Here is an 18,055-nt window from a genome sequence, read left to right on the forward strand (position 1 = left end):
TCATGAAAAAATGCACAAGCTTTCTTTTAGGGTTATTCTTGTTGGGATGCACCCATCAAAAAGAAAATCAGGAATTGGCCCATAGAATTTTGGAGAATCAAGACTTTCGGGAAGTAAAGAAACAGGCCCTGGAGGTTGTTAAAACCGGATTCAATGCCGGGGACGGATATGGCGAAGTCTGGATACGGGATTACAATACGTTCATAGAACTTTCTGCCGAAGTGTTTGATGCCAAGGAACTGGAAAAGAACCTACTTGTATTTTTTAGGCTCCAAGGGGAGGACGGGAATATTGTAGATGGATTTATTCCCAAGAAAAAGGCGGAAAACGTGGAGGGAGGATATATCTATATCTACTCCGACTTGGAACCAGACTATTGTGGACATAAGAACACGGTGGAGACCGACCACGAAACATCTCTTGTCCAGGCCGTGTATAAGTATATCCAAGCAACGGGAAATACGGAATTCTTACAGAAAAAAGTGGGCCAAAGCACTGTGGCCCAGCGCATGGAACAAGCCATACAATTTCTGTTGGACTACCGCTGGTCCAAGGAACATGGATTGATTTATGGGGCCACTACGGCCGATTGGGGAGATGTTCAGCATACACATCCCTGGGGCGTCTACATTACGGAGGATACCCACTATTGTGTGGATATCTACGACAATGCCATGTTGTTGATTGCATTGGATAATATGATGAAATTGCTCCCGGAAACCAAGGATAAATGGCAAGAAATCCGGAATACTACAGCGGAGAATACCATGGCTACACTGTGGAACGCCGAGAACCAAAAGTTTATTCCCCATGTATATTTGGAAGAATCCCCATACCCTGATGATTTTAATGAAAATGAAATTTATTATCACGGGGGGACAGCAGTCGCTATTGAAGCGGGGCTGCTCAACAAGGAACAGATTGAAGTTTCTCTCAATAAAATGGTGGCCAATGTAAAGGCCTCGGGAGCGGGATCCATAGGATTAACACTGTATCCTCCCTATCCGGATTGGGCATTTGAGAATAAAGGAATGTATTCCTATGGATATCAAAATGGGGGAGACTGGACCTGGTTCGGGGGACGAATGATCCAACAACTTGTTAAAAACGGTTTTGTCGAGGAAGCTTATGAGCAACTGTTGCCCATGACCCAAAGAGTTGTCAAGAACGATGGATTCTATGAATGGTATACCGTGGACAACCGACCGGAAGGTTCGGGTACCTTTAGGGGATCCGCCGGGGTATTGTATAAAGTTATTCTTTTGTTGGAAGAATGGGCGGAATCCAAAAAATAGTAGTATGTTGATTACCTATTTGAAGAAAGACACTAAATCCGGTATCGGTGGATTTTAAATTAGATCAAAACAGCTCAATTCCCTTTCATGTCCAAATAGAAGGATACTTAAGGGAGCTTATCCTTAGGAAAGATTATAGGAACGGTGCCAGCTTCCTACCCAAAGAGGTTACCCTGTCCAAAAGGTTGGGCGTTTCAAGAAATACGGTTCGGCAGGCGGTAAATACCTTGGTCAATGACGGACTTGTAGAACGTAAAAAAGGAGTGGGCACCAAGGTAGTTACCAAAAAGATTACCACACGATTGGACAACTGGATCAGCTTCACCAAGGAAATGGAAAATCAGGGGATAGAGGTGGTCAATTACAGCGTTCAAATCTCAAATGCAGAAGCCTCTGAAGAAGTGTCCCAGGCATTGGGAATTTCTCTTTCGAAGAAAGTCTGGAAATTGGAGAAAATTAGGGGGTCAAAAAAAGCCAAGTATTTGTATTCCGTATCGTATTTTCACCCTAGGGTAGGGATTACGGGAAAGGAGGATTTTACAATACCCCTATATGAGCTGTTGGAAAAAGAGCATGATACCATTGTGATGACCTCCAAGGAGAAGATTAGTGCAATCAAAGCAGCTGGAGATATAGGATCTTTGCTTGATGTAGGACCCGATATCCCTATTTTAAAAAGGGAACGGGTGGTATGCGATCCCGGGGATAGACCTGTGGAGTATAATGTGGTGTACTATCACACCTCCTATTTCACGTATGATATTGAGATAAAGCGGTCGTTGTGAAGTACAACGGCATCCAAAAGTTGTAGTACAACAAAACAAGGAATCGGAAAATGGAAATGCATGATCAAATTGCCATTGGAGTAGATGTTGGGGGAAGCCATATTGTAAGTGCTGCCGTAAGTTTAAAAGAACTACGGATTTTGCCAGGAACGACCTTTAGTGTTAAAGTGGACAATAAGGCTGCAAAGGAAATGGTATTGGAAACTTGGAGTACCGCTATTAACGAGACCATGGCCCGTATTCCCGATAAAGAAAATATAAATATAGGTTTTGCCATTCCTGGACCTTTTGATTACTGTAGGGGTATTGCCCTTTATGAAGGGGAAAATGATAAATACACCAATATGTACGGGGTATCCGTCCCCAAAGAGTTGATACGATATCTGGATAGCGAAAACGTGAATTTCAGATTTCTCAACGATGCCACTTCCTTTGGAGTAGGGGTCGCCACTCAGGGAGATGCAAAACAATATCCCAAAATTATCGTGGTGACCCTGGGAACCGGTTTTGGCTCTGCATTTGTCAAGGATGGAATTCCCCAGGTGAACCATGCCGAGGTCCCCAAAAATGGATGTTTATGGGATAAACCCTTTAAGCAAGGTATTGGGGATGATTATTTCTCTACCCGATGGTGCATAAAACGATATCAAGAACTTTCCTCGGAAAAGGTGAAAGGGGTAAAGGAAATCGCAGAGGCCAACAATATTCATACACAAATTGTTTTTGAGGAATTCGGGGCCAATATGGCCGAGTTTATGATACCTTTTATTCAAAAGTTCCGTCCGGAATTATTGGTCCTGGGAGGCAATATTTCCAATGCCAGTAGATTTTTCCTGCCTACGCTAAAATCCAGAATACAAAGTGCAGGGCACAACATTAACTTTGAAATATCCTTGCTCATGGAAGATGCTGCTATACTAGGTAGTGCCCAGTTGTTCAATATTCATTTCTGGAATCAAGTAAAAAATGACCTGCCCAATATTTAGCACTAAAATGGTATCATTTTTAAGTGACCTAGGACAAGAATGTAGGCCAACTTTTCCATAGCCCATTGGATTTGATTATTTTTAGGAAATCGCGGATGTTCCATGGCACTAGAGATAGAACGAAAATTCCTGGTTAAATCGGATGCTTTTAAGAAAGAGGCTACTACCTCAACAAGATTAGTCCAGGGTTTTTTAAATACCCATCCAGAACGTACGGTACGTGTTCGAATCGATGGTGATTTTGGATACTTGACCGTAAAAGGACTTTCCAATGAAACCGGAACTTCCCGATTTGAATGGGAAAAGGAAATTACACTTAAGGAAGCTGAGGAGCTTATACTTTTATGTGAACCAAGGATATTGGAAAAAACCCGATACAAGATTCCTTCCGGAAGCCATTTTTTTGAGGTGGATGAGTTTCATGGAGAGAATGCCGGATTGGTAATGGCCGAGATTGAATTACAGAACGAAAAAGACGTCTTTGAAATACCGGAATGGCTCGGAAAAGAGGTTAGCGGAGAGATAAGATACTATAATTCACAATTGAGTAAACAACCTTTTAATACCTGGGAGAAATGAAAAAATACACTGTAGTGCTCTTTGTTCTCATAATATTTGGTGCTTGTAAGGGGGAGGTCGAAGCTCCTAACGAAACTACCGAACCTGTAGAGGAAAAGGTAAAAAGGTCTACAAGGGAAATCAAGGAGGAGCTGACCGACAAGGGATATAAAATCTTTGATTATGTAGATGAAGAAACCAAGGACACGGTCATCATGCAACAATATTTCATCGCTTTTTTAAAACGGGGACCCAATCGTTCATCCAATAAGGAGGAGATGGACAGCTTGCAAACGTTACATTTGGCCCATTTAGGAAAGATGTATGAAGAGGGACATGCGGATATCTCGGGTCCTTTTGGAGATGATGGAGAAATCCGGGGGATTACCATTTATAACACTCCTACCTTGGAGATTGCCGATAGCTTAGCCAATATGGACCCTATGGTAAAATCTGGACGATTGGTCATTGAAATGCATCCGTGGTGGGCGGCCAAGGGCTTTCCTTTACGATAGGGATATTATAAAAAATAATGTATTTAGAAAGACAGTTGTTGGTGTGAAGGTAGAACGATTTATAGTGCACTTTTAAACTGCTCCAAAAATCGTATGTCATTCTCGCTTAATAAACGAATATCGGAAATTTGATAGAGTAAAAGGGCAATTCTATCAATTCCCATTCCAAAGGCAAAACCTGAGTATTCCTTGGAATCAATACCACAATTATCCAATACATTCGGATCTACCATACCACAACCCATAATCTCCAACCAACCCGTTCCCTTGGTCATTCGATAATCGGTTTCCGTTTCCAGGCCCCAATATACATCTACCTCTGCACTGGGTTCGGTAAATGGGAAATAGGAGGGACGTAGCCGTATTTTGGACTTTCCGAACAGTTCCGTGGTAAAGAATTGTAATGTTTGCTTCAAATCCGCAAAGGACACATCCTTATCAATATATAATCCTTCCACTTGGTGGAAAAAACAATGAGATCGAGCCGAGATAGCCTCGTTCCGATATACTCTTCCCGGGGAAATAGTCCGAATGGGAGGTTTGTTGTTTTCCATGTAACGTACCTGTACGGACGAGGTGTGGGTCCGTAAAAGAATGTCTGGATCGGTCTGGATGAAAAATGTATCCTGCATATCCCTTGCCGGATGGTATTCTGGAAGGTTCAGAGCGGTGAAATTGTGCCAATCATCCTCAATTTCCGGACCTTCGGAAACATTGAAACCTATTCTTGAAAAAATCTCTATGATTTGATTTTTAACAATGGATATGGGGTGGCGCGCGCCAAGTGGAATAGGCTCCCCTGGCCGTGTAAGATCCCCGTAAACACCTTTTTCCTCATGCTTGTTTTCCAACGCTTCCTTTAGGGCATTTACTTTTTCCGTGGCGACCTGTTTTAGCGCATTAACAGTTTGTCCAAATTCCTTTTTTTGTGCATTGGGGACATTCCTGAATTCGGCAAAGAAATCGTTCAACAATCCTTTTTTGCCCAAGTATTTTATTCTAAAAGCTTCAATGGCTTCTTTTGAATCTGTCGTAAACTTTTCGACTTCTTCAATCTGTTCCTTGATTTTATCGATCATTTTTTTTTGGACTAGAAATGCAAAATTAAGATTTTATGGATAGCAAATGGGGTACGAGGCGAATAAAAAACCGTGCTTTAAAATGCACTATGAATCAATAGATGTCCTGTACATGCTGTTTTATCCAAGCATTGCATTCCCTGAAGTTGTCGAATATTTGTTCTTCGGGGATAAAATCAGGAATGATATCGATACGCTCCATCATGTACCTTGGTTGTTGCTGTAAATCGACAAAAAGAACGGTGACCTTGTTCTTGTTAAGTTCCTGCAATACATCTTCCATAGCATAGAGACCGGACTGATCCATATATTGCATTCTGTCCAACCGGATGATTACATAGGATGCCGTTTCTGGAATCTGATCGGCCAATAACTGAAAATCATTTGTTGAACCAAAAAATAAAGGTCCTTTGATATGCTTTATGAATACCTCCTCTTGAAGGTTTCTGGGAAAACTACTTTCATCGGCCCAAGCTTTCTCTTTTTCCAAGGATTTTATGTCAGAGCGTTCGGCGGTAAGATCACCTATCTTTTTCATGAACGTAAGTGATGCGATAACTAAACCAATTCCTACGGCATAGACTAAATTCCAAAAAGTGGACAAAACCAATACTACAAGCATTATGACCACTTCTGAACTTAATTTTAAAGGACCTATCTTAATATCCTTGGGCAAATTAGGAATAGCTCTTAAACCCTTATAGTCCATTACGGCAATACCTACGGTAATTAAAATTCCAGCCAAAACTGCCGCTGGAATCTGAGAGGCAATGGGCCCCATAGCCAACAGAACGATCAATAATAACACTGCGGCAACCATCCCGGAAAGTCTGGTTTGCCCACCGGAGTTGATATTTACAACTGTGCGAATTGTGGCACCCGCTCCTGGAAGTCCTCCAAAAATAGCAGCTATGGAATTTCCTATGCCTTGTCCAACCAGTTCCTTGTTGGGTTTATGTTTGGTTTTGGTCATATTGTCCGCGACTACCGAGGTCAATAAGGAATCAATTGCTCCCAATAAGGCCAAAGTGAGCGCGGTAAAAATGTACGGACTAATGGCCCCAAATTTAAACCCTGTGAAAACCTCCCAATTTGGCATGGGAAACCCTTCCGGGATTCTTTCAATAGGTCTATAATCCAAACCAAGTATATAAGCTACACCAGAAACCAGTAATAAGGCAACTAGGGTACTTGGAACAGCAGTAGTGATGCGTTTAAAGCTATAAATAATTACAATGGTTATCAATGTCAAAGACAACTCTAACCAATTAATACTTTTTATGGCTTTTGGTGTTACTTTGATGGCACCAATAACCCCCGAAGCTTCCTTTGCGGCCAATGTTTTAGCCTCTTCCAAGATAGTTTCTTCGGTAACTTCGCCCGATCTTGCAATGGTTTCCTTGAAATCCTCCAACACTAAAATACCCTCACCAGCTTCCTCCCTTAAGATATTTTCCAAGATGAGCTCCTCTGCCTCCGGTTTAAAAGGAGTTACCCATGCCATATCCTCCCTGGGGTAATACCCCAAGGCCGGAAGTATCTGAGTTATGATAATGATTACCCCTATAGCGGTCATGAATCCGGATACCACCGGGTAAGGAATGTACCTAATATAACGGCCTATCCCTAATAATCCAAGCCCGATCTGCATAAGTCCCGCTAGGAGGAATACCGTTAAAATAGCAGGTAGTGCTTTTTCTACGCTACCGTCATAGACCGCGATAATACTTGCGATTATGACCATGCTTACAGCGGTCATTGGGGCTGTAGGCCCCGATATTTGTGTGTTTGTACCTCCAAAAAGAGCGGCAAAAAAACTAATGAAAATTGCGCCGTAAAGTCCGGCGCTTGGACCAAGGCCCGAGCTTACACCAAAAGCCAAGGCCAAGGGCAAGGCAACAATTCCAGCAGTGATTCCACCAAAAAGGTCGCCTTTAAGATTAACGAATAGTTTTTTCATAAATACACCTAGCTTTTGGAACGGCCAAGGTAGAATTTTTTTATAAATAAAAAGCCAACACCCAAGTGCTGGCTCGCCCTTTACAACATTATTTTTAAGCGATAAACGTTACCTTTCCATTGAGCACATCGTACATTGCCCCCACTATTTTTATCTCGCCATTTTCCTCCATTTCCCTCAAAATAGGGCTCATCCTACGGGTATTTTCAATGGTTAATTGTACATTTTTTTCAGCTACTTCGTTTACGAAGTCCAAGTTCCTTGAACTGCGAAGGTCGGCCTCAGCAGGTTCTGTTACCGCTTTAACAGCAGGCTTTATTTTGTTCAAAAGAATTGTAAGGTTCCCCATTTTGGCATCATCACAGGCCCCCTTCACCGCACCGCAAGCAGTATGGCCCAAGATGACGACTACCTTTGTACCTGCCAGTTTACAGGCAAATTCTATACTGCCCAGAACATCTTCATTAACTATATTTCCCGCTACGCGGGCACTGAATATATCCCCAACGCCTTGATCAAAGATCAATTCCGCCGACACCCTTGAATCAATACAGCTTAGGATTGTGGCAAATGGATATTGCCCGGATGCTGTATCCCGAACCTGCTCCAACAAATCGCGATTCGCCTTCTTGTTTTCTAAAAATCTCTTATTGCCTTCTCTTAACAAGGATATGGCCGAATCTGGTGAAATGGCCGATTGTGTTTCCTTCGTATGCGCTTTCATAATATGTGGTTTTAAAAATTGCGCTTTATTTGTTTATTAAGCTCAATTGTTATGCTAAAGTTTTTACTTACCCGATATCAAAAGTGAAACATTCAAATTTCCCATTACTTCTTTAACATCGGAAGTCGTTAAATGACTTTTTGTACTGGAATGCTTTGTTAATCTATCCATACATAATAGATTAATATTGTTTTTGGACAGATAAGTGGAAAAGTTTTTAATAATATTATCGCTATACTCAAAAACGTATTCAATTGTTTTCTGGTCCTTTGACAAAGGTTGCTTAGGGGGTGATGAGGTATTCTTTACAATTTTAAACGATTTTAAGGGTTTATGGGCGTAATGTATTAAATCTTCCGCAAACTCTAGATTATTAGAAGGGTCCGGGTTGTTTAACATCCCCAAGGTAACTTCCTTATTGGGCTCTAACGGCTTAGTATGAGGTACAATCATTATTGCCCCACTGTGGCGATTTAAGATGAAATCCGTAACACCATCACCCATAAGGCCAAACGTTTTCGATTTTCTTTTGCCCAATATAACCAAATCCGGCTTTTGATCTGTAAGATACTCTTCGATTTCGTTTTTCACATTCCCAAACTCAAACGAATATGTAATGCGTATATCGTACGCTTCGGAAAGAGAATCCGAAAGATTTCGCATTTTCCTATTGATGGTCTTGTGTTCGCTATTAATGGTTCGCATGGCCGATAATTGATTGTCCATCTTTACAATATCGGTAGGTTTTTTTACGGAAAACACTTCTATCCGGCCATTGATCATTTTGGCGATGCTGACAGCACTCTTTAGTATTGTAGCCGAAGATTTTGTCAAATCCGAGAGGACGACGATTTTATATTGTTTTTTTTTCATGACGTTCAGCTCAAACTTAAGTTTGACTTTGGTCTTCTTTCAAAGAATTCGATAAAACTGGAAGGGTTTTCCACAGTGCCTCGTTTTGAGACCAGCTTTATGTCAATATTCCTCTCCTTGGCCTTGAATGCAAAATCTTCCAAAATTTCAATAATGTCATTGTCCAGGTATCTGGTGTTAAGAAGATTTATTTCTAAATAGGTATCCCTTGGTAGGCTGTCCAATTCTTTTAGGATAGCCCCTTTGTTAAAGAATGTAACTTCCTCGGCAAGGGTCATTTTAATCTTGTGTTTTCCGTTACTCTTATCCTCAATATGTAGAAAATGTGAATTTTGGTAGCTTTTTAATAAAATAACCACGATACCCACGCCTAGCCCAAGACCAATTCCTACAAGCAAGTCGGTAAATATGATACCCAATACGGTTACAAAGAATGGAATCGATTGTTTCCAACCCAAATTGTACATCTTTTTAAACAGCGCAGGTTTTGCCAGCTTGTAACCTACAATGAAAAGAATCGCGGCCAATACCGAAAGTGGAATCATATTAAGTAATCTGGGGATGAGTAGTACTGAAATCAATAGCAATAGACCATGTATTATCGCGGACATTTTCGTTTTTCCACCGGACTGTATATTGGCGGAACTTCTTACGATAACTTGTGTAATAGGCAAACCGCCGATCATTCCCGAAAGGATATTACCTGTACCTTGGGCCAACAATTCCCTATTGGTAGGCGTAACCCTTTTTTCGGGATCCAACCTGTCCGTGGCTTCTACGCAAAGTAAGGTTTCCAGACTGGCAACCAATGCTATGGTGAATGCGGTTATCCATATCTCTGGATTTCCGATTTCACCAAAATTAGGAAAACTGAACTGCGCGAGAAAGGACGAGGCATCCTCGGGTACGGGAACACTTACCAAATGATCCGAAGCTATTCCCCAGATTTCACTGTCCTTGGTCAGCATGTAAAAAACTATTCCTGTTACAACGGCCACCAGAGGCCCCTGTACTAACTTGAAAAATTTACCTTTTTTGGAAAGGACATTGTCCCAAAGTATTAAGATAGAAAGCCCTATAATGGCAATTAATGTAGCTCCTGGGCTAATATTGTTGAAAGTATCGATAATTTCGGAAAAAGTATTTTTACCATCCACTTGGAAAAATGCAAAATCACCCTCCGGATCGGGATCATATCCAAAAAAGTGAGGAATTTGCTTCAGTACTATGATAATTCCGATACCCGTAAGCATACCTTTAATAACCGAAGACGGAAAATAATAACCTATGATACCTGCCTTCAAAAACCCGAAGACCAATTGAATTACTCCACCGAGTACTACGGCAAGCAAGAAATTCTCAAAACCGCCCAAAGCACCTATAGCCGTAAGAACAATAGCTGCCAAACCGGCTGCAGGACCACTTACACCAATATGGGAGCCGCTCAAGGCCCCAACTACTATACCACCTATAATTCCGGAAATAAGGCCAGAGAACAAAGGCGCTCCACTTGCCAACGCAATACCAAGACAAAGGGGGATGGCCACAAAAAATACTACAATACTTGCGGGCAAGTCATTTTTTAGATGATTGAACATGTTTTTTAGGTGTTGTGTCCTCAATACATATCGAAGACCGGTTATTGGGCATTAAATGTAATACGCTGAAAGAAGAAGTATTAGCTCTCGCGTTCAGGAGGAGGGAGGAGAATTTCCAAGTTAAAATCATTAGGGCCTAAGGAATTGTGAATTCCGGTTGTCCATGTTTTTGATTGTGCCATTAGCGAAGAAAAATTATAGGGCTTATCGTTGATAATATCCTCTTCGGCCTGTATTTTTTTAGTGCCTTCCTGTTGCTCTTCCTCATTTAGGTTGATAACGATTACCGAGTCATCTCCGGATAAGGTAACCACACTAGGCATGAGTATGCCAAATAGCCATATGGAAAGCATTAGTGTACGGGCAAAAATCTTCATCTTGGTGGTCGTTAAGACAAATATAATAGTATTGCTATTGCTAGATTGTTAAGGAAAGTTTAAAAATCCTTGAGCATCTTAATGTCCGTATCCATGAGCCATCCCGTTTTTCCGTCCTCAATACGTATCTTTTTCCATTCGTTTAGGGAATCCAGGACATGGATTTTTGTCCCTTCATGTAAAGTAAATACTTCTTGGCTTCTGTTGTTCGGTTCTGATTTTATGGTCACTTCCTCCGAAAATACGATAGCAGGCCTATCCCTCCTGAAATCATTGTATTGAACAAAGGCAAAGACCATGGAAATTAGGGCAACGATAAGAGAAATTATACCAGAAATAAAGGCGATGCGCTTACGGGACGCGTATCTAAAATAAAAAAATGCTATGTACAGGGCAACAAAGAGAATCGTAAATACAACCGCAGTGATAGCCCATTGATCAAAGGACAAAAATCCGGTTATCTTACGATAAATTTTTGAAAATCCCGTTTCTGGCATTTTCTCAATTGCATCCAGCGTCATGTTTTGGGCATAGGCGAGATTATTCCGTATTTCCGGGTCATTGGGCTTTAAAAGCAGCGCTTTTTCATAGTAATATATGCTGGGTGCAATTTGATTGATTTTATAATACGAATTGCCCAGGTTAAAATAAAGCGGCGCCGAGTGTTCCCCATTATCCAAAATTTCCAAATAATGGGTTATGGCCTTCTCGTAATCTCCATCATTATAGGCTGATGTGGCTTGCTCGAAGATGGTCTCATTTTGGGCATATGACCAAAGACCAATCCATAGTAGTATGAAACTTGCCAATCTTTTCATCCGCATTATAATTGTTTGTCCAAATATGAGATTACTTCGCTGGCCTTATTATAATCCTGGTGCATCTGTACATCCGAAAAAGGGCTGTAACGAGCCATTTCACAGTTTGTGAGTAGTCCAATAAAGCCGTCCTTAGTGGTTTCGTCCACATTTTTTTGAGCTAACAAAGCCTCTATTTTATCCTTACTGAATTCCGAGGTCTCTATTTTAAGCTTGGCTTTTAAATAATGATGCAAAGCTTTTTCAAGGGCAATATAAAAATCATCTTTGTTTCCTAATTCCTTTTTGGCTTTGGAAAGATATTTTTTTGCCAATTTATTTCTACTTTTTATTCTATTTCCAATAACATCGCTTGCTATGGCCTCACGTTTTTTTCCAAAAATTACTGCGGAAGGAATCAATAAAAGGGGTAATAACAACCAGAGGTAAAAGCGTGTGGACCCAAAAAAATAATCGGTGCCAATAGCCTTTAGATCGGGTTTTAGTTTTATAAAGTTAAACTGACTTCCTGTAGCGATAACGTTTTGCTTATTTGTTCCAACGACCCCAATATTTCCGGCAGCTACACTGGTCGGGCCTTGAATGACATCAATAAGTATTTCATCCGAATCCAGTCTTCTGTATTTTTCGGTCTTGGGATCAAAATAACTAAAGGAAATACTAGGAATGGGATACTTGCCTTTAAACGAGGGGACTATAGTGTAGTTGTTACTGACCTTCCCCTGCATTCCGGACAGCGTGGTACGGACCTTTTCGTCAAATTCTGGTTCATATACTTCCAATGAGCTAGGGAGATCAGGTTCGGGTAATTGGAACAGTTTTAGATTTCCCTTTCCACTGACCTCTACTTTGGCTTGTAAGGATTCCGAGGCATTCAGTTTGGTCTTACTTGTAGATACTGAAAAATCAAAGCTTCCGACGGCACCGCTAAAATCTGCAGGCTTCCCTTCAACAGGCAGCTCTTTCGCATTTATGGTGCGTCTCCCTGCCGAAACGGTCTTATTCGCCTGTGAGTAAATACGGTCTCCAAAGAAACCACGTTTATTGGTAGGCACTTCCAAGGAAACTTCCAAGGATAGGGGTTCAATCTCCAATTTGCCTACCTTTTGGGGATAGAGCACCACTCTTTTCAGTACTACATATCTAAAGGCTTTTCCTTTATAGGTCCCATTTTGCGGTACTGGCCTGGAAACCGGAATATCCTGACTCCAGAAGTTGTTATATTTTGGATTATCCAACGGTCTGTAGTTGGTAATACCGATCGTGGAGCTAAAATATAATTTGTAGACAACGCTTAGGGGTTCATTTAGATATGGACTGGTCTTGGAAACCTCAGCCACCAAAAACAAACTTTCATCTGCAATATCGTCTACAGTCATCTGATCGCTAGGTTTGTCAACGGCGGCCGTTACCTCAACTTGTTTTGGAAGCGATTTATAGATTTTGCCATCAATGGTAATGGCGGCTTGTTTTATCGTAAATTTCCCTCTTGCCGTAGGCGCCAAGGTATAGGAATAGGTCTTGGAATAACTCCTTTTACCATTGATCCAAGAAGAGCTTATGGATTGGGACGGTCCCATGAGCACCCTAAAATCTTCAAAATCCGGTGGATTGAAGTTGTCCCCATCCTTATTCATGGTAAAGTCCACACGCAACCGTTCGTTGATTCCCAATTTTTCCTTGCTGAGATTCATTGCGAAGGTTACCGCATCCTTATCCTGCCCTTGCGTAACAAAGACTACACTTAAAAAAAATAAAAATGAAATATGTTTAAAGTTTTTGGGCATTACCAATCCTTTTCATTTTTCACTTTGGCACCTTTTACTTTTTTGGCGTCAATTTTTTCCTGTACTTTTTTCTCCTCGTTCTGCATGGCTTCCAACAGGTTTTGTACTTGTTGTTTGCTCAATTGGCTGGGACGTGGTTGTTTCTGTTCTTCGGGCTTATCTCCTTGGTCAGGCTGTTTTTTTTGTTCCTCCTTATTCTCCCCGTCACCTTCTTTATTATCTTCCTTTTTTTCGTCGCCCTCGTCTCCCTTATCATCTTGATCTTTCTGTTCTTGATCTTTATTCTTCTCTTTATCGTCCCCTTCGTCCTTATTATCCTGATTCTGATCTTGTTGATCTTTGTTGTCCTGATTCTGGTCGTTTTGCTCCTGCTCCTTTTTCAAAAGTTCTTTGGCCAGGGCTAAATTGTAACGGGTTTCCTCATCGGTTGGGTCGTTCCGTAAGGCTTCCTTATAAGCTTCCACTGCTTTTTGGTACTCTTTACGTTTCATGAACACATTGCCCATATTGTGGTAGGCCCTATGTTTGTCCGGTTTGTCTTCCGCAACTTCCCCAGCCTGTTTAAAACGCCCAAAAGCTTCGCTATACGTTTCTTTGTTATAGTAAGCATTGCCTAAATTATAGGGTGCTGCTACATTTTTATCGCTCTTGGAGATGGCCTTTCTATAATCTACCTCTGCGGTAATGAAATTATTTTCGGAAAGCTCTTTGTTGGCTTCCCAAGTAAGGTTTTTAGATTCATTTAGGGCATTTTCATCAATTTGCTTTTCCTCTTGGGCAAAGGAAAATGCTCCCAAAACTAAAAACACATGTGACAAAAAATACTTCATAATATCCTTATATATTCACTTTTATTAAATAAAAAAAAGCAGAAAAAAGAACATAGAACCTATGATTTAGAAAACTTTAATAGTGCTTTGGAACCATGTTACCTTGCTTCTTCTTCATATTCATTGAACAAATTCAACTTTTTAAGCCATCTCGTTTTTCTGTCCAGTACAAAGATGTCCAAAAATAAAAATAACAATCCGGCCCCTAAAAACCATTGAAATTGATCCTTGAACTCCGCGAATTGTTTGGCCTCGAATTCGGTCTTGTCCATTTGATTCAATTGTTCCCTAATAAATTCTACGGCTTCTTCCGTATTGGAACCGTTAATATATTCACCATCGCCCTCATCGGCAATCTCCTCCAAAATCTCTTCGTTTAATTTGGTGATGACTACCTCTCCTTGAGCGTCTTTTTTTAAACTTTCTACAACCCCTTTTCGCTTAAGGGGGATCGGGGCACCTTTATCTTTACCAACCCCAATGGTAAAAATGCGTATCCCCTCTTCAACGGCTTCCTCAACTGCTTCTAGGGTAGAATTCTCGGAATGGTCCTCGCCGTCGGAAATAATGAACAAAACTCTATTGGTCTGTTCGTCATCATCATAATAGGTAGTGGCTAACTCTATGGCTTCATTGATGGCCGTTCCCTGGGAAGTAAGCATATCCGTGTTCATATTTTGCAGGAACATTTTTGCAGCACCGTAATCCGTGGTGATAGGCAATTGGGGGAAAGCCTGTCCTGCATAGGCTATGATGCCTATCCGGTCACTTGCCAATTGGTTGATGATTTCGGATACCAACCGCTTGGATTTCTCTAAACGGTTTGGGGCAATGTCCTCTGCCAACATACTCTTGGATACATCGACGGCAAAAACGATATCCACACCTTCCCGCTTTACGGTCTCTAATTTTGAACCAACTTTAGGGTTCACTAGCCCTAAAGCCAAAAAGGAGATGCCAAAAGTGAACAGCAGTAATTTTAAGTATGACTTGAAGTCTGACTTTTCCGGGGTCAATCGTTTTAACAAGGACAGATCCGCAAATTTTTTCTGGGTTCTTTTTTTCCAGAATTGCAGCATAAGAAATAAAACGATCATCACCGGAATGATGAACAAGAGATAAAAATATATTTTTTCGTCTAACTGAATCATTTTTTATTATTCGGCTTAGACCGAAAGGTTTCAAAAACCTGACAGGTCTTGCAACTACTAAATAAAGCTTCTAAAAAGGGTATTTCGCAAAATCCATTCCATTACAAGTAATGCCCCTGCCAAAAGGACCCATGGCCTAAATTTTTCTTCGTACCTATAATATTTGAACTCTTCTATTTCTGTTTTTTCCAACTTGTTGATTTCGTCATAAATGGCCTCTAACTTTTCATTGTCAGTGGCCCTAAAATACTTTCCTCCCGTGGTCTTGGCAATATTATTGAGCAAGTCTTCATCAATTTCTACCTGACGCATACCATATCGATATGAACCATCCGAATTATACGCAATTGGAGACAAGGCATTGCCATTCGTTCCCAAACCTATCGTATACACTTTTATGCCAAACTCTATGGCAAGCTCGGCAGCTGTCTGTGGCTCGATAAACCCAGAATTGTTCACCCCGTCCGTTAGCAATATAATCACTTTGCTTATGGCCTTACTCTCTTTTAAGCGATTGACCGCCGTAGCCAGTCCCATTCCAATGGCCGTTCCATCATTTAATTGTCCATAGGTAATTTCACGCAATGCACCCAATACTATGGATTTATCACTGGTTATGGGGGTCTTGGTATATCCCTCGCCGGCATAAGCTACCAAGCCTATTCGATCATTGGGCCGTTCCCTGATAAAATCCGCCGCCACTTCTTTTAGGGCGGAAAGCCGATTTGGTTTTAAGTCCCTTGCCAACATGCTTGAGGAAACATCTATGGCCATGACAATGTCTATACCTTTTGTTGTTTTGGTTCTTGTGGAAATATCCTCGGTTTGGGGGCGTGCCATAGCAACTATGATGGCAGCCAACGCAAGTAGACGAAGGGCGAAGAGCACAGGCCTTAATTTAGGCAATATACTATTTGCCGTGAAGCCCTTAATACTTGAAATTTTTAGGGAGGCAACCTGTTGCTTTCGTCTAAAAAAGTACCATAACAGGGCCAAAGGAAGCAGTGAGAGCAACCAAAAAAACTCGGGATTCGCAAAGGACACATTGTCTAACATCTATACCTCTGTTTTTACTTCCAGTGTTTTTAATACCCTATCCACAATTTCTTGAGCATAGGTATCATCATCCAACCAAGTCAGGAGAATCTGCTGTTGAAAGCCTTTCCCCCCAAAACTTAGAATTACATATTCGCCCTTCACCAAATCCTTGGATTCCGGAACCTTGAATTTTCCGCTTCCATAGGTCTTGATTCCTTTAACGCCGCTAATAGTTGTAAATTCTTCCTGTTTGGTGATTATATTTTTTGCGCCATTACGCTCAAAGTTTTTGATCAGCTGTTCAATGGTCTTTTCAAATTCTGGTTCCGCAGGTTGTGTAAAGCTCGTGGAAGTGGCAGCTATGGTAAAAAGCGCATCCTCGTCTCTATAGGCAAAGGTCTGTAGCTCTTTAACCTTGTCCTTGGCTTCGGGTGGAATCTTGGTTTTTTGACGGACCAATACCTTTGGAGCTTCTAAATTTATGGGGGGATATCCATACGAACTGGATATCCATTCACCTTCCAAAAGTCTTTTTGAAGGATGCCTTGTAACGGTGTCCCAAACGTATTTCGGGCCATAAAAAGCGGATAGGGAAGCCATGAAAATCAATAGTGCCCCTAAAGCCATACCACCAGCTAAAATCCACTTTTTGCGATAGGCCCTACGGGCAAGTTCTTCTTGGTATTCCGCTTGCTCCATAAGCTCTTCCTCGGTAGGTTCAGGGAGTGCATCATGGGTTTTTATGACAATTTGCTCAATGGATTTTCTATCCTGCTCGGCTACGGAGGTGGGAGGTTTTGAACGGGCAAATTTGACCAGATCGGCAGTCTGTAGTATTTTTTTGAAATGCCCTAAGGTATCATTGTCTATTTTCAACTCCCCGGCATCCCTCAACATTTCCAACTTTGTAATAAGCTCATCCGTTGTACTTTCCAAAGCGGTGACATGGACATCTTCTTCCAAATATGACCGAACAATATTGGTCAATTCCGAGTAATACTGTTTGTATTCGTCCTGAATGAGGTATTTGGAATTCTCCAAGCGTTTTAATTCCAAAAGTGCTCTATCATACGGAGGCAACAAAGCTTCTTTTTCAGCTTCGGTCAAAGGCTTCTTGCGAAATATGAACCAATAGACAAGCCCACCAAGTACTACCAATATCAAGAGTACGATTATAAGTATTTTCCAGAAGCGGGCATTGCTTTTTTCTACGACCATCAATTCTTTGATGTCGTACATTTTTTGTGCTACGGTATCTACCGGAACTGTGGCCACTTCAATACGTAGGGAATCTGTAAAATAACCCTTGCCATTAATTTCTATACGCTGGGCCGGAAGTTTGTAGGAACCTGAATCGAATTGGGTGAGCGCATACGTCTTTTGGAGGGTAAATCGATTATTTTTTTTGGTAGTATCCGTTTCAAAAGCCTCAACGGTCTCCAAGGGCGAGAAGGTCTGCCCTTCAGGAAAAATGACTTGAGCCATTGTATCTGCTTCAACGGTAACAGTAAACCGAATTTGTTCCCCGATTTTAATTGAAGTCGTATCTATTTCAGAACCGACCTTTGGATCAGTTTGAGAAAAGCCGCTAAGGGAGAAAACAAAAACGAACCAAAGAAAAAAGCATCGCAACAAGTGCGATGTATAATTCTTAATATGTAATTTTTCATTTTTCATTTCC

The 18,055-nt window shown here is 41.2% G+C and carries 17 protein-coding genes; 5 read left to right on the forward strand and 12 right to left on the reverse strand.

Annotation, left to right across the window (positions count from 1 at the left end):
* The first annotated feature begins 2 nt into the window (after positions 1 to 2).
* From D7Z94_RS03935 to D7Z94_RS03955, 5 genes are all read left to right on the forward strand, one after another.
* Positions 3 to 1,295, forward strand: coding sequence for a glucosidase family protein (locus tag D7Z94_RS03935; protein WP_120710856.1), 1,293 nt, complete (start codon positions 3 to 5; stop codon positions 1,293 to 1,295).
* A 47-nt stretch (positions 1,296 to 1,342) separates the two neighbouring features.
* Positions 1,343 to 2,080, forward strand: a complete 738-nt coding sequence (locus tag D7Z94_RS03940; protein WP_120710209.1) for a GntR family transcriptional regulator — start codon at positions 1,343 to 1,345, stop codon at positions 2,078 to 2,080.
* A gap of 50 nt (positions 2,081 to 2,130) precedes the next feature.
* A complete protein-coding gene (locus D7Z94_RS03945) occupies positions 2,131 to 3,066 on the forward strand; it encodes an ROK family protein (protein ID WP_120710210.1) in 936 nt (311 codons plus the stop codon).
* A 102-nt stretch (positions 3,067 to 3,168) separates the two neighbouring features.
* Positions 3,169 to 3,645: a CYTH domain-containing protein gene (locus D7Z94_RS03950; protein WP_120710211.1), complete on the forward strand. Its 477-nt coding sequence runs from the start codon at positions 3,169 to 3,171 to the stop codon at positions 3,643 to 3,645.
* Entirely contained in the window at positions 3,642 to 4,139 is a 498-nt protein-coding gene (locus D7Z94_RS03955) for a YciI family protein (protein ID WP_120710212.1), read from the forward strand. Before D7Z94_RS03950 ends, D7Z94_RS03955 begins: the two co-directional genes overlap by 4 nt.
* Before the next feature lie 59 nt (positions 4,140 to 4,198).
* On the opposite strand, the gene pheS is transcribed toward D7Z94_RS03955, so the two are convergent.
* From pheS to D7Z94_RS04015, 12 genes are all read right to left on the reverse strand, one after another.
* Complete coding sequence (pheS, locus tag D7Z94_RS03960) at positions 4,199 to 5,218, reverse strand: phenylalanine--tRNA ligase subunit alpha (protein ID WP_120710213.1); 1,020 nt, start codon at positions 5,216 to 5,218, stop codon at positions 4,199 to 4,201.
* Between the two features lie 94 nt (positions 5,219 to 5,312).
* The gene (locus D7Z94_RS03965) at positions 5,313 to 7,178 is read right to left on the reverse strand and encodes a SulP family inorganic anion transporter (RefSeq protein WP_120710214.1); all 1,866 of its coding nucleotides are present in this window, start codon (positions 7,176 to 7,178) and stop codon (positions 5,313 to 5,315) included.
* A gap of 94 nt (positions 7,179 to 7,272) precedes the next feature.
* Entirely contained in the window at positions 7,273 to 7,902 is a 630-nt protein-coding gene (locus D7Z94_RS03970; protein WP_120710215.1) for a carbonic anhydrase family protein, read from the reverse strand.
* Positions 7,903 to 7,965: 63 nt separating this feature from the next.
* The gene (locus D7Z94_RS03975; protein WP_120710216.1) at positions 7,966 to 8,775 is read right to left on the reverse strand and encodes a universal stress protein; all 810 of its coding nucleotides are present in this window, start codon (positions 8,773 to 8,775) and stop codon (positions 7,966 to 7,968) included.
* 5 nt (positions 8,776 to 8,780) lie between these two features.
* Positions 8,781 to 10,373 carry a SulP family inorganic anion transporter gene (locus D7Z94_RS03980; RefSeq protein WP_120710217.1) on the reverse strand — a complete coding sequence of 531 codons (1,593 nt, stop codon included), beginning with the start codon at positions 10,371 to 10,373 and terminating at the stop codon, positions 8,781 to 8,783.
* Positions 10,374 to 10,453: 80 nt separating this feature from the next.
* On the reverse strand, positions 10,454 to 10,750 hold the full coding sequence (locus D7Z94_RS03985; RefSeq protein ID WP_120710218.1) for a hypothetical protein: 297 nt from the start codon (positions 10,748 to 10,750) through the stop codon (positions 10,454 to 10,456).
* Between the two features lie 59 nt (positions 10,751 to 10,809).
* Entirely contained in the window at positions 10,810 to 11,568 is a 759-nt protein-coding gene (locus D7Z94_RS03990; RefSeq protein ID WP_120710857.1) for a tetratricopeptide repeat protein, read from the reverse strand.
* Between the two features lie 5 nt (positions 11,569 to 11,573).
* The gene (locus D7Z94_RS03995; RefSeq protein ID WP_120710219.1) at positions 11,574 to 13,355 is read right to left on the reverse strand and encodes a BatD family protein; all 1,782 of its coding nucleotides are present in this window, start codon (positions 13,353 to 13,355) and stop codon (positions 11,574 to 11,576) included.
* Positions 13,355 to 14,185 carry a tetratricopeptide repeat protein gene (locus D7Z94_RS04000; protein WP_120710220.1) on the reverse strand — a complete coding sequence of 277 codons (831 nt, stop codon included), beginning with the start codon at positions 14,183 to 14,185 and terminating at the stop codon, positions 13,355 to 13,357. The genes D7Z94_RS03995 and D7Z94_RS04000 overlap by 1 nt, the downstream gene beginning before the upstream one ends.
* Positions 14,186 to 14,283: 98 nt before the next feature.
* Positions 14,284 to 15,336 (reverse strand): vWA domain-containing protein, encoded by a 1,053-nt coding sequence (locus D7Z94_RS04005; protein ID WP_120710221.1) that lies wholly within the window; start codon positions 15,334 to 15,336, stop codon positions 14,284 to 14,286.
* A 57-nt stretch (positions 15,337 to 15,393) separates the two neighbouring features.
* The gene (locus D7Z94_RS04010; protein WP_120710222.1) at positions 15,394 to 16,392 is read right to left on the reverse strand and encodes a vWA domain-containing protein; all 999 of its coding nucleotides are present in this window, start codon (positions 16,390 to 16,392) and stop codon (positions 15,394 to 15,396) included.
* Positions 16,393 to 18,051, reverse strand: a complete 1,659-nt coding sequence (locus D7Z94_RS04015) for a BatD family protein (RefSeq protein ID WP_245967129.1) — start codon at positions 18,049 to 18,051, stop codon at positions 16,393 to 16,395.
* Positions 18,052 to 18,055: the final 4 nt, after the last annotated feature.

Source organism: Ulvibacterium marinum (genome assembly GCF_003626755.1).
Lineage (GTDB): Bacteria > Bacteroidota > Bacteroidia > Flavobacteriales > Flavobacteriaceae > Ulvibacterium > Ulvibacterium marinum.

Coding starts and splice junctions, on each gene's coding strand:
- D7Z94_RS03980 (WP_120710217.1), bottom strand. CDS start 10,373: ATGTTCAATCATCTAAAAAATGACTTGCCCGCAAGTATTGTAGTATTT.
- D7Z94_RS03955 (WP_120710212.1), top strand. CDS start 3,642: ATGAAAAAATACACTGTAGTGCTCTTTGTTCTCATAATATTTGGTGCT.
- D7Z94_RS03945 (WP_120710210.1), top strand. CDS start 2,131: ATGGAAATGCATGATCAAATTGCCATTGGAGTAGATGTTGGGGGAAGC.
- D7Z94_RS03970 (WP_120710215.1), bottom strand. CDS start 7,902: ATGAAAGCGCATACGAAGGAAACACAATCGGCCATTTCACCAGATTCG.
- D7Z94_RS03990 (WP_120710857.1), bottom strand. CDS start 11,568: ATGAAAAGATTGGCAAGTTTCATACTACTATGGATTGGTCTTTGGTCA.
- D7Z94_RS04010 (WP_120710222.1), bottom strand. CDS start 16,392: ATGTTAGACAATGTGTCCTTTGCGAATCCCGAGTTTTTTTGGTTGCTC.
- D7Z94_RS03995 (WP_120710219.1), bottom strand. CDS start 13,355: ATGCCCAAAAACTTTAAACATATTTCATTTTTATTTTTTTTAAGTGTA.
- D7Z94_RS03935 (WP_120710856.1), top strand. CDS start 3: ATGAAAAAATGCACAAGCTTTCTTTTAGGGTTATTCTTGTTGGGATGC.
- D7Z94_RS03985 (WP_120710218.1), bottom strand. CDS start 10,750: ATGAAGATTTTTGCCCGTACACTAATGCTTTCCATATGGCTATTTGGC.
- D7Z94_RS03975 (WP_120710216.1), bottom strand. CDS start 8,775: ATGAAAAAAAAACAATATAAAATCGTCGTCCTCTCGGATTTGACAAAA.
- D7Z94_RS03950 (WP_120710211.1), top strand. CDS start 3,169: ATGGCACTAGAGATAGAACGAAAATTCCTGGTTAAATCGGATGCTTTT.
- D7Z94_RS04015 (WP_245967129.1), bottom strand. CDS start 18,051: ATGAAAAATGAAAAATTACATATTAAGAATTATACATCGCACTTGTTG.
- D7Z94_RS04005 (WP_120710221.1), bottom strand. CDS start 15,336: ATGATTCAGTTAGACGAAAAAATATATTTTTATCTCTTGTTCATCATT.
- pheS (WP_120710213.1), bottom strand. CDS start 5,218: ATGATCGATAAAATCAAGGAACAGATTGAAGAAGTCGAAAAGTTTACG.
- D7Z94_RS04000 (WP_120710220.1), bottom strand. CDS start 14,185: ATGAAGTATTTTTTGTCACATGTGTTTTTAGTTTTGGGAGCATTTTCC.
- D7Z94_RS03965 (WP_120710214.1), bottom strand. CDS start 7,178: ATGAAAAAACTATTCGTTAATCTTAAAGGCGACCTTTTTGGTGGAATC.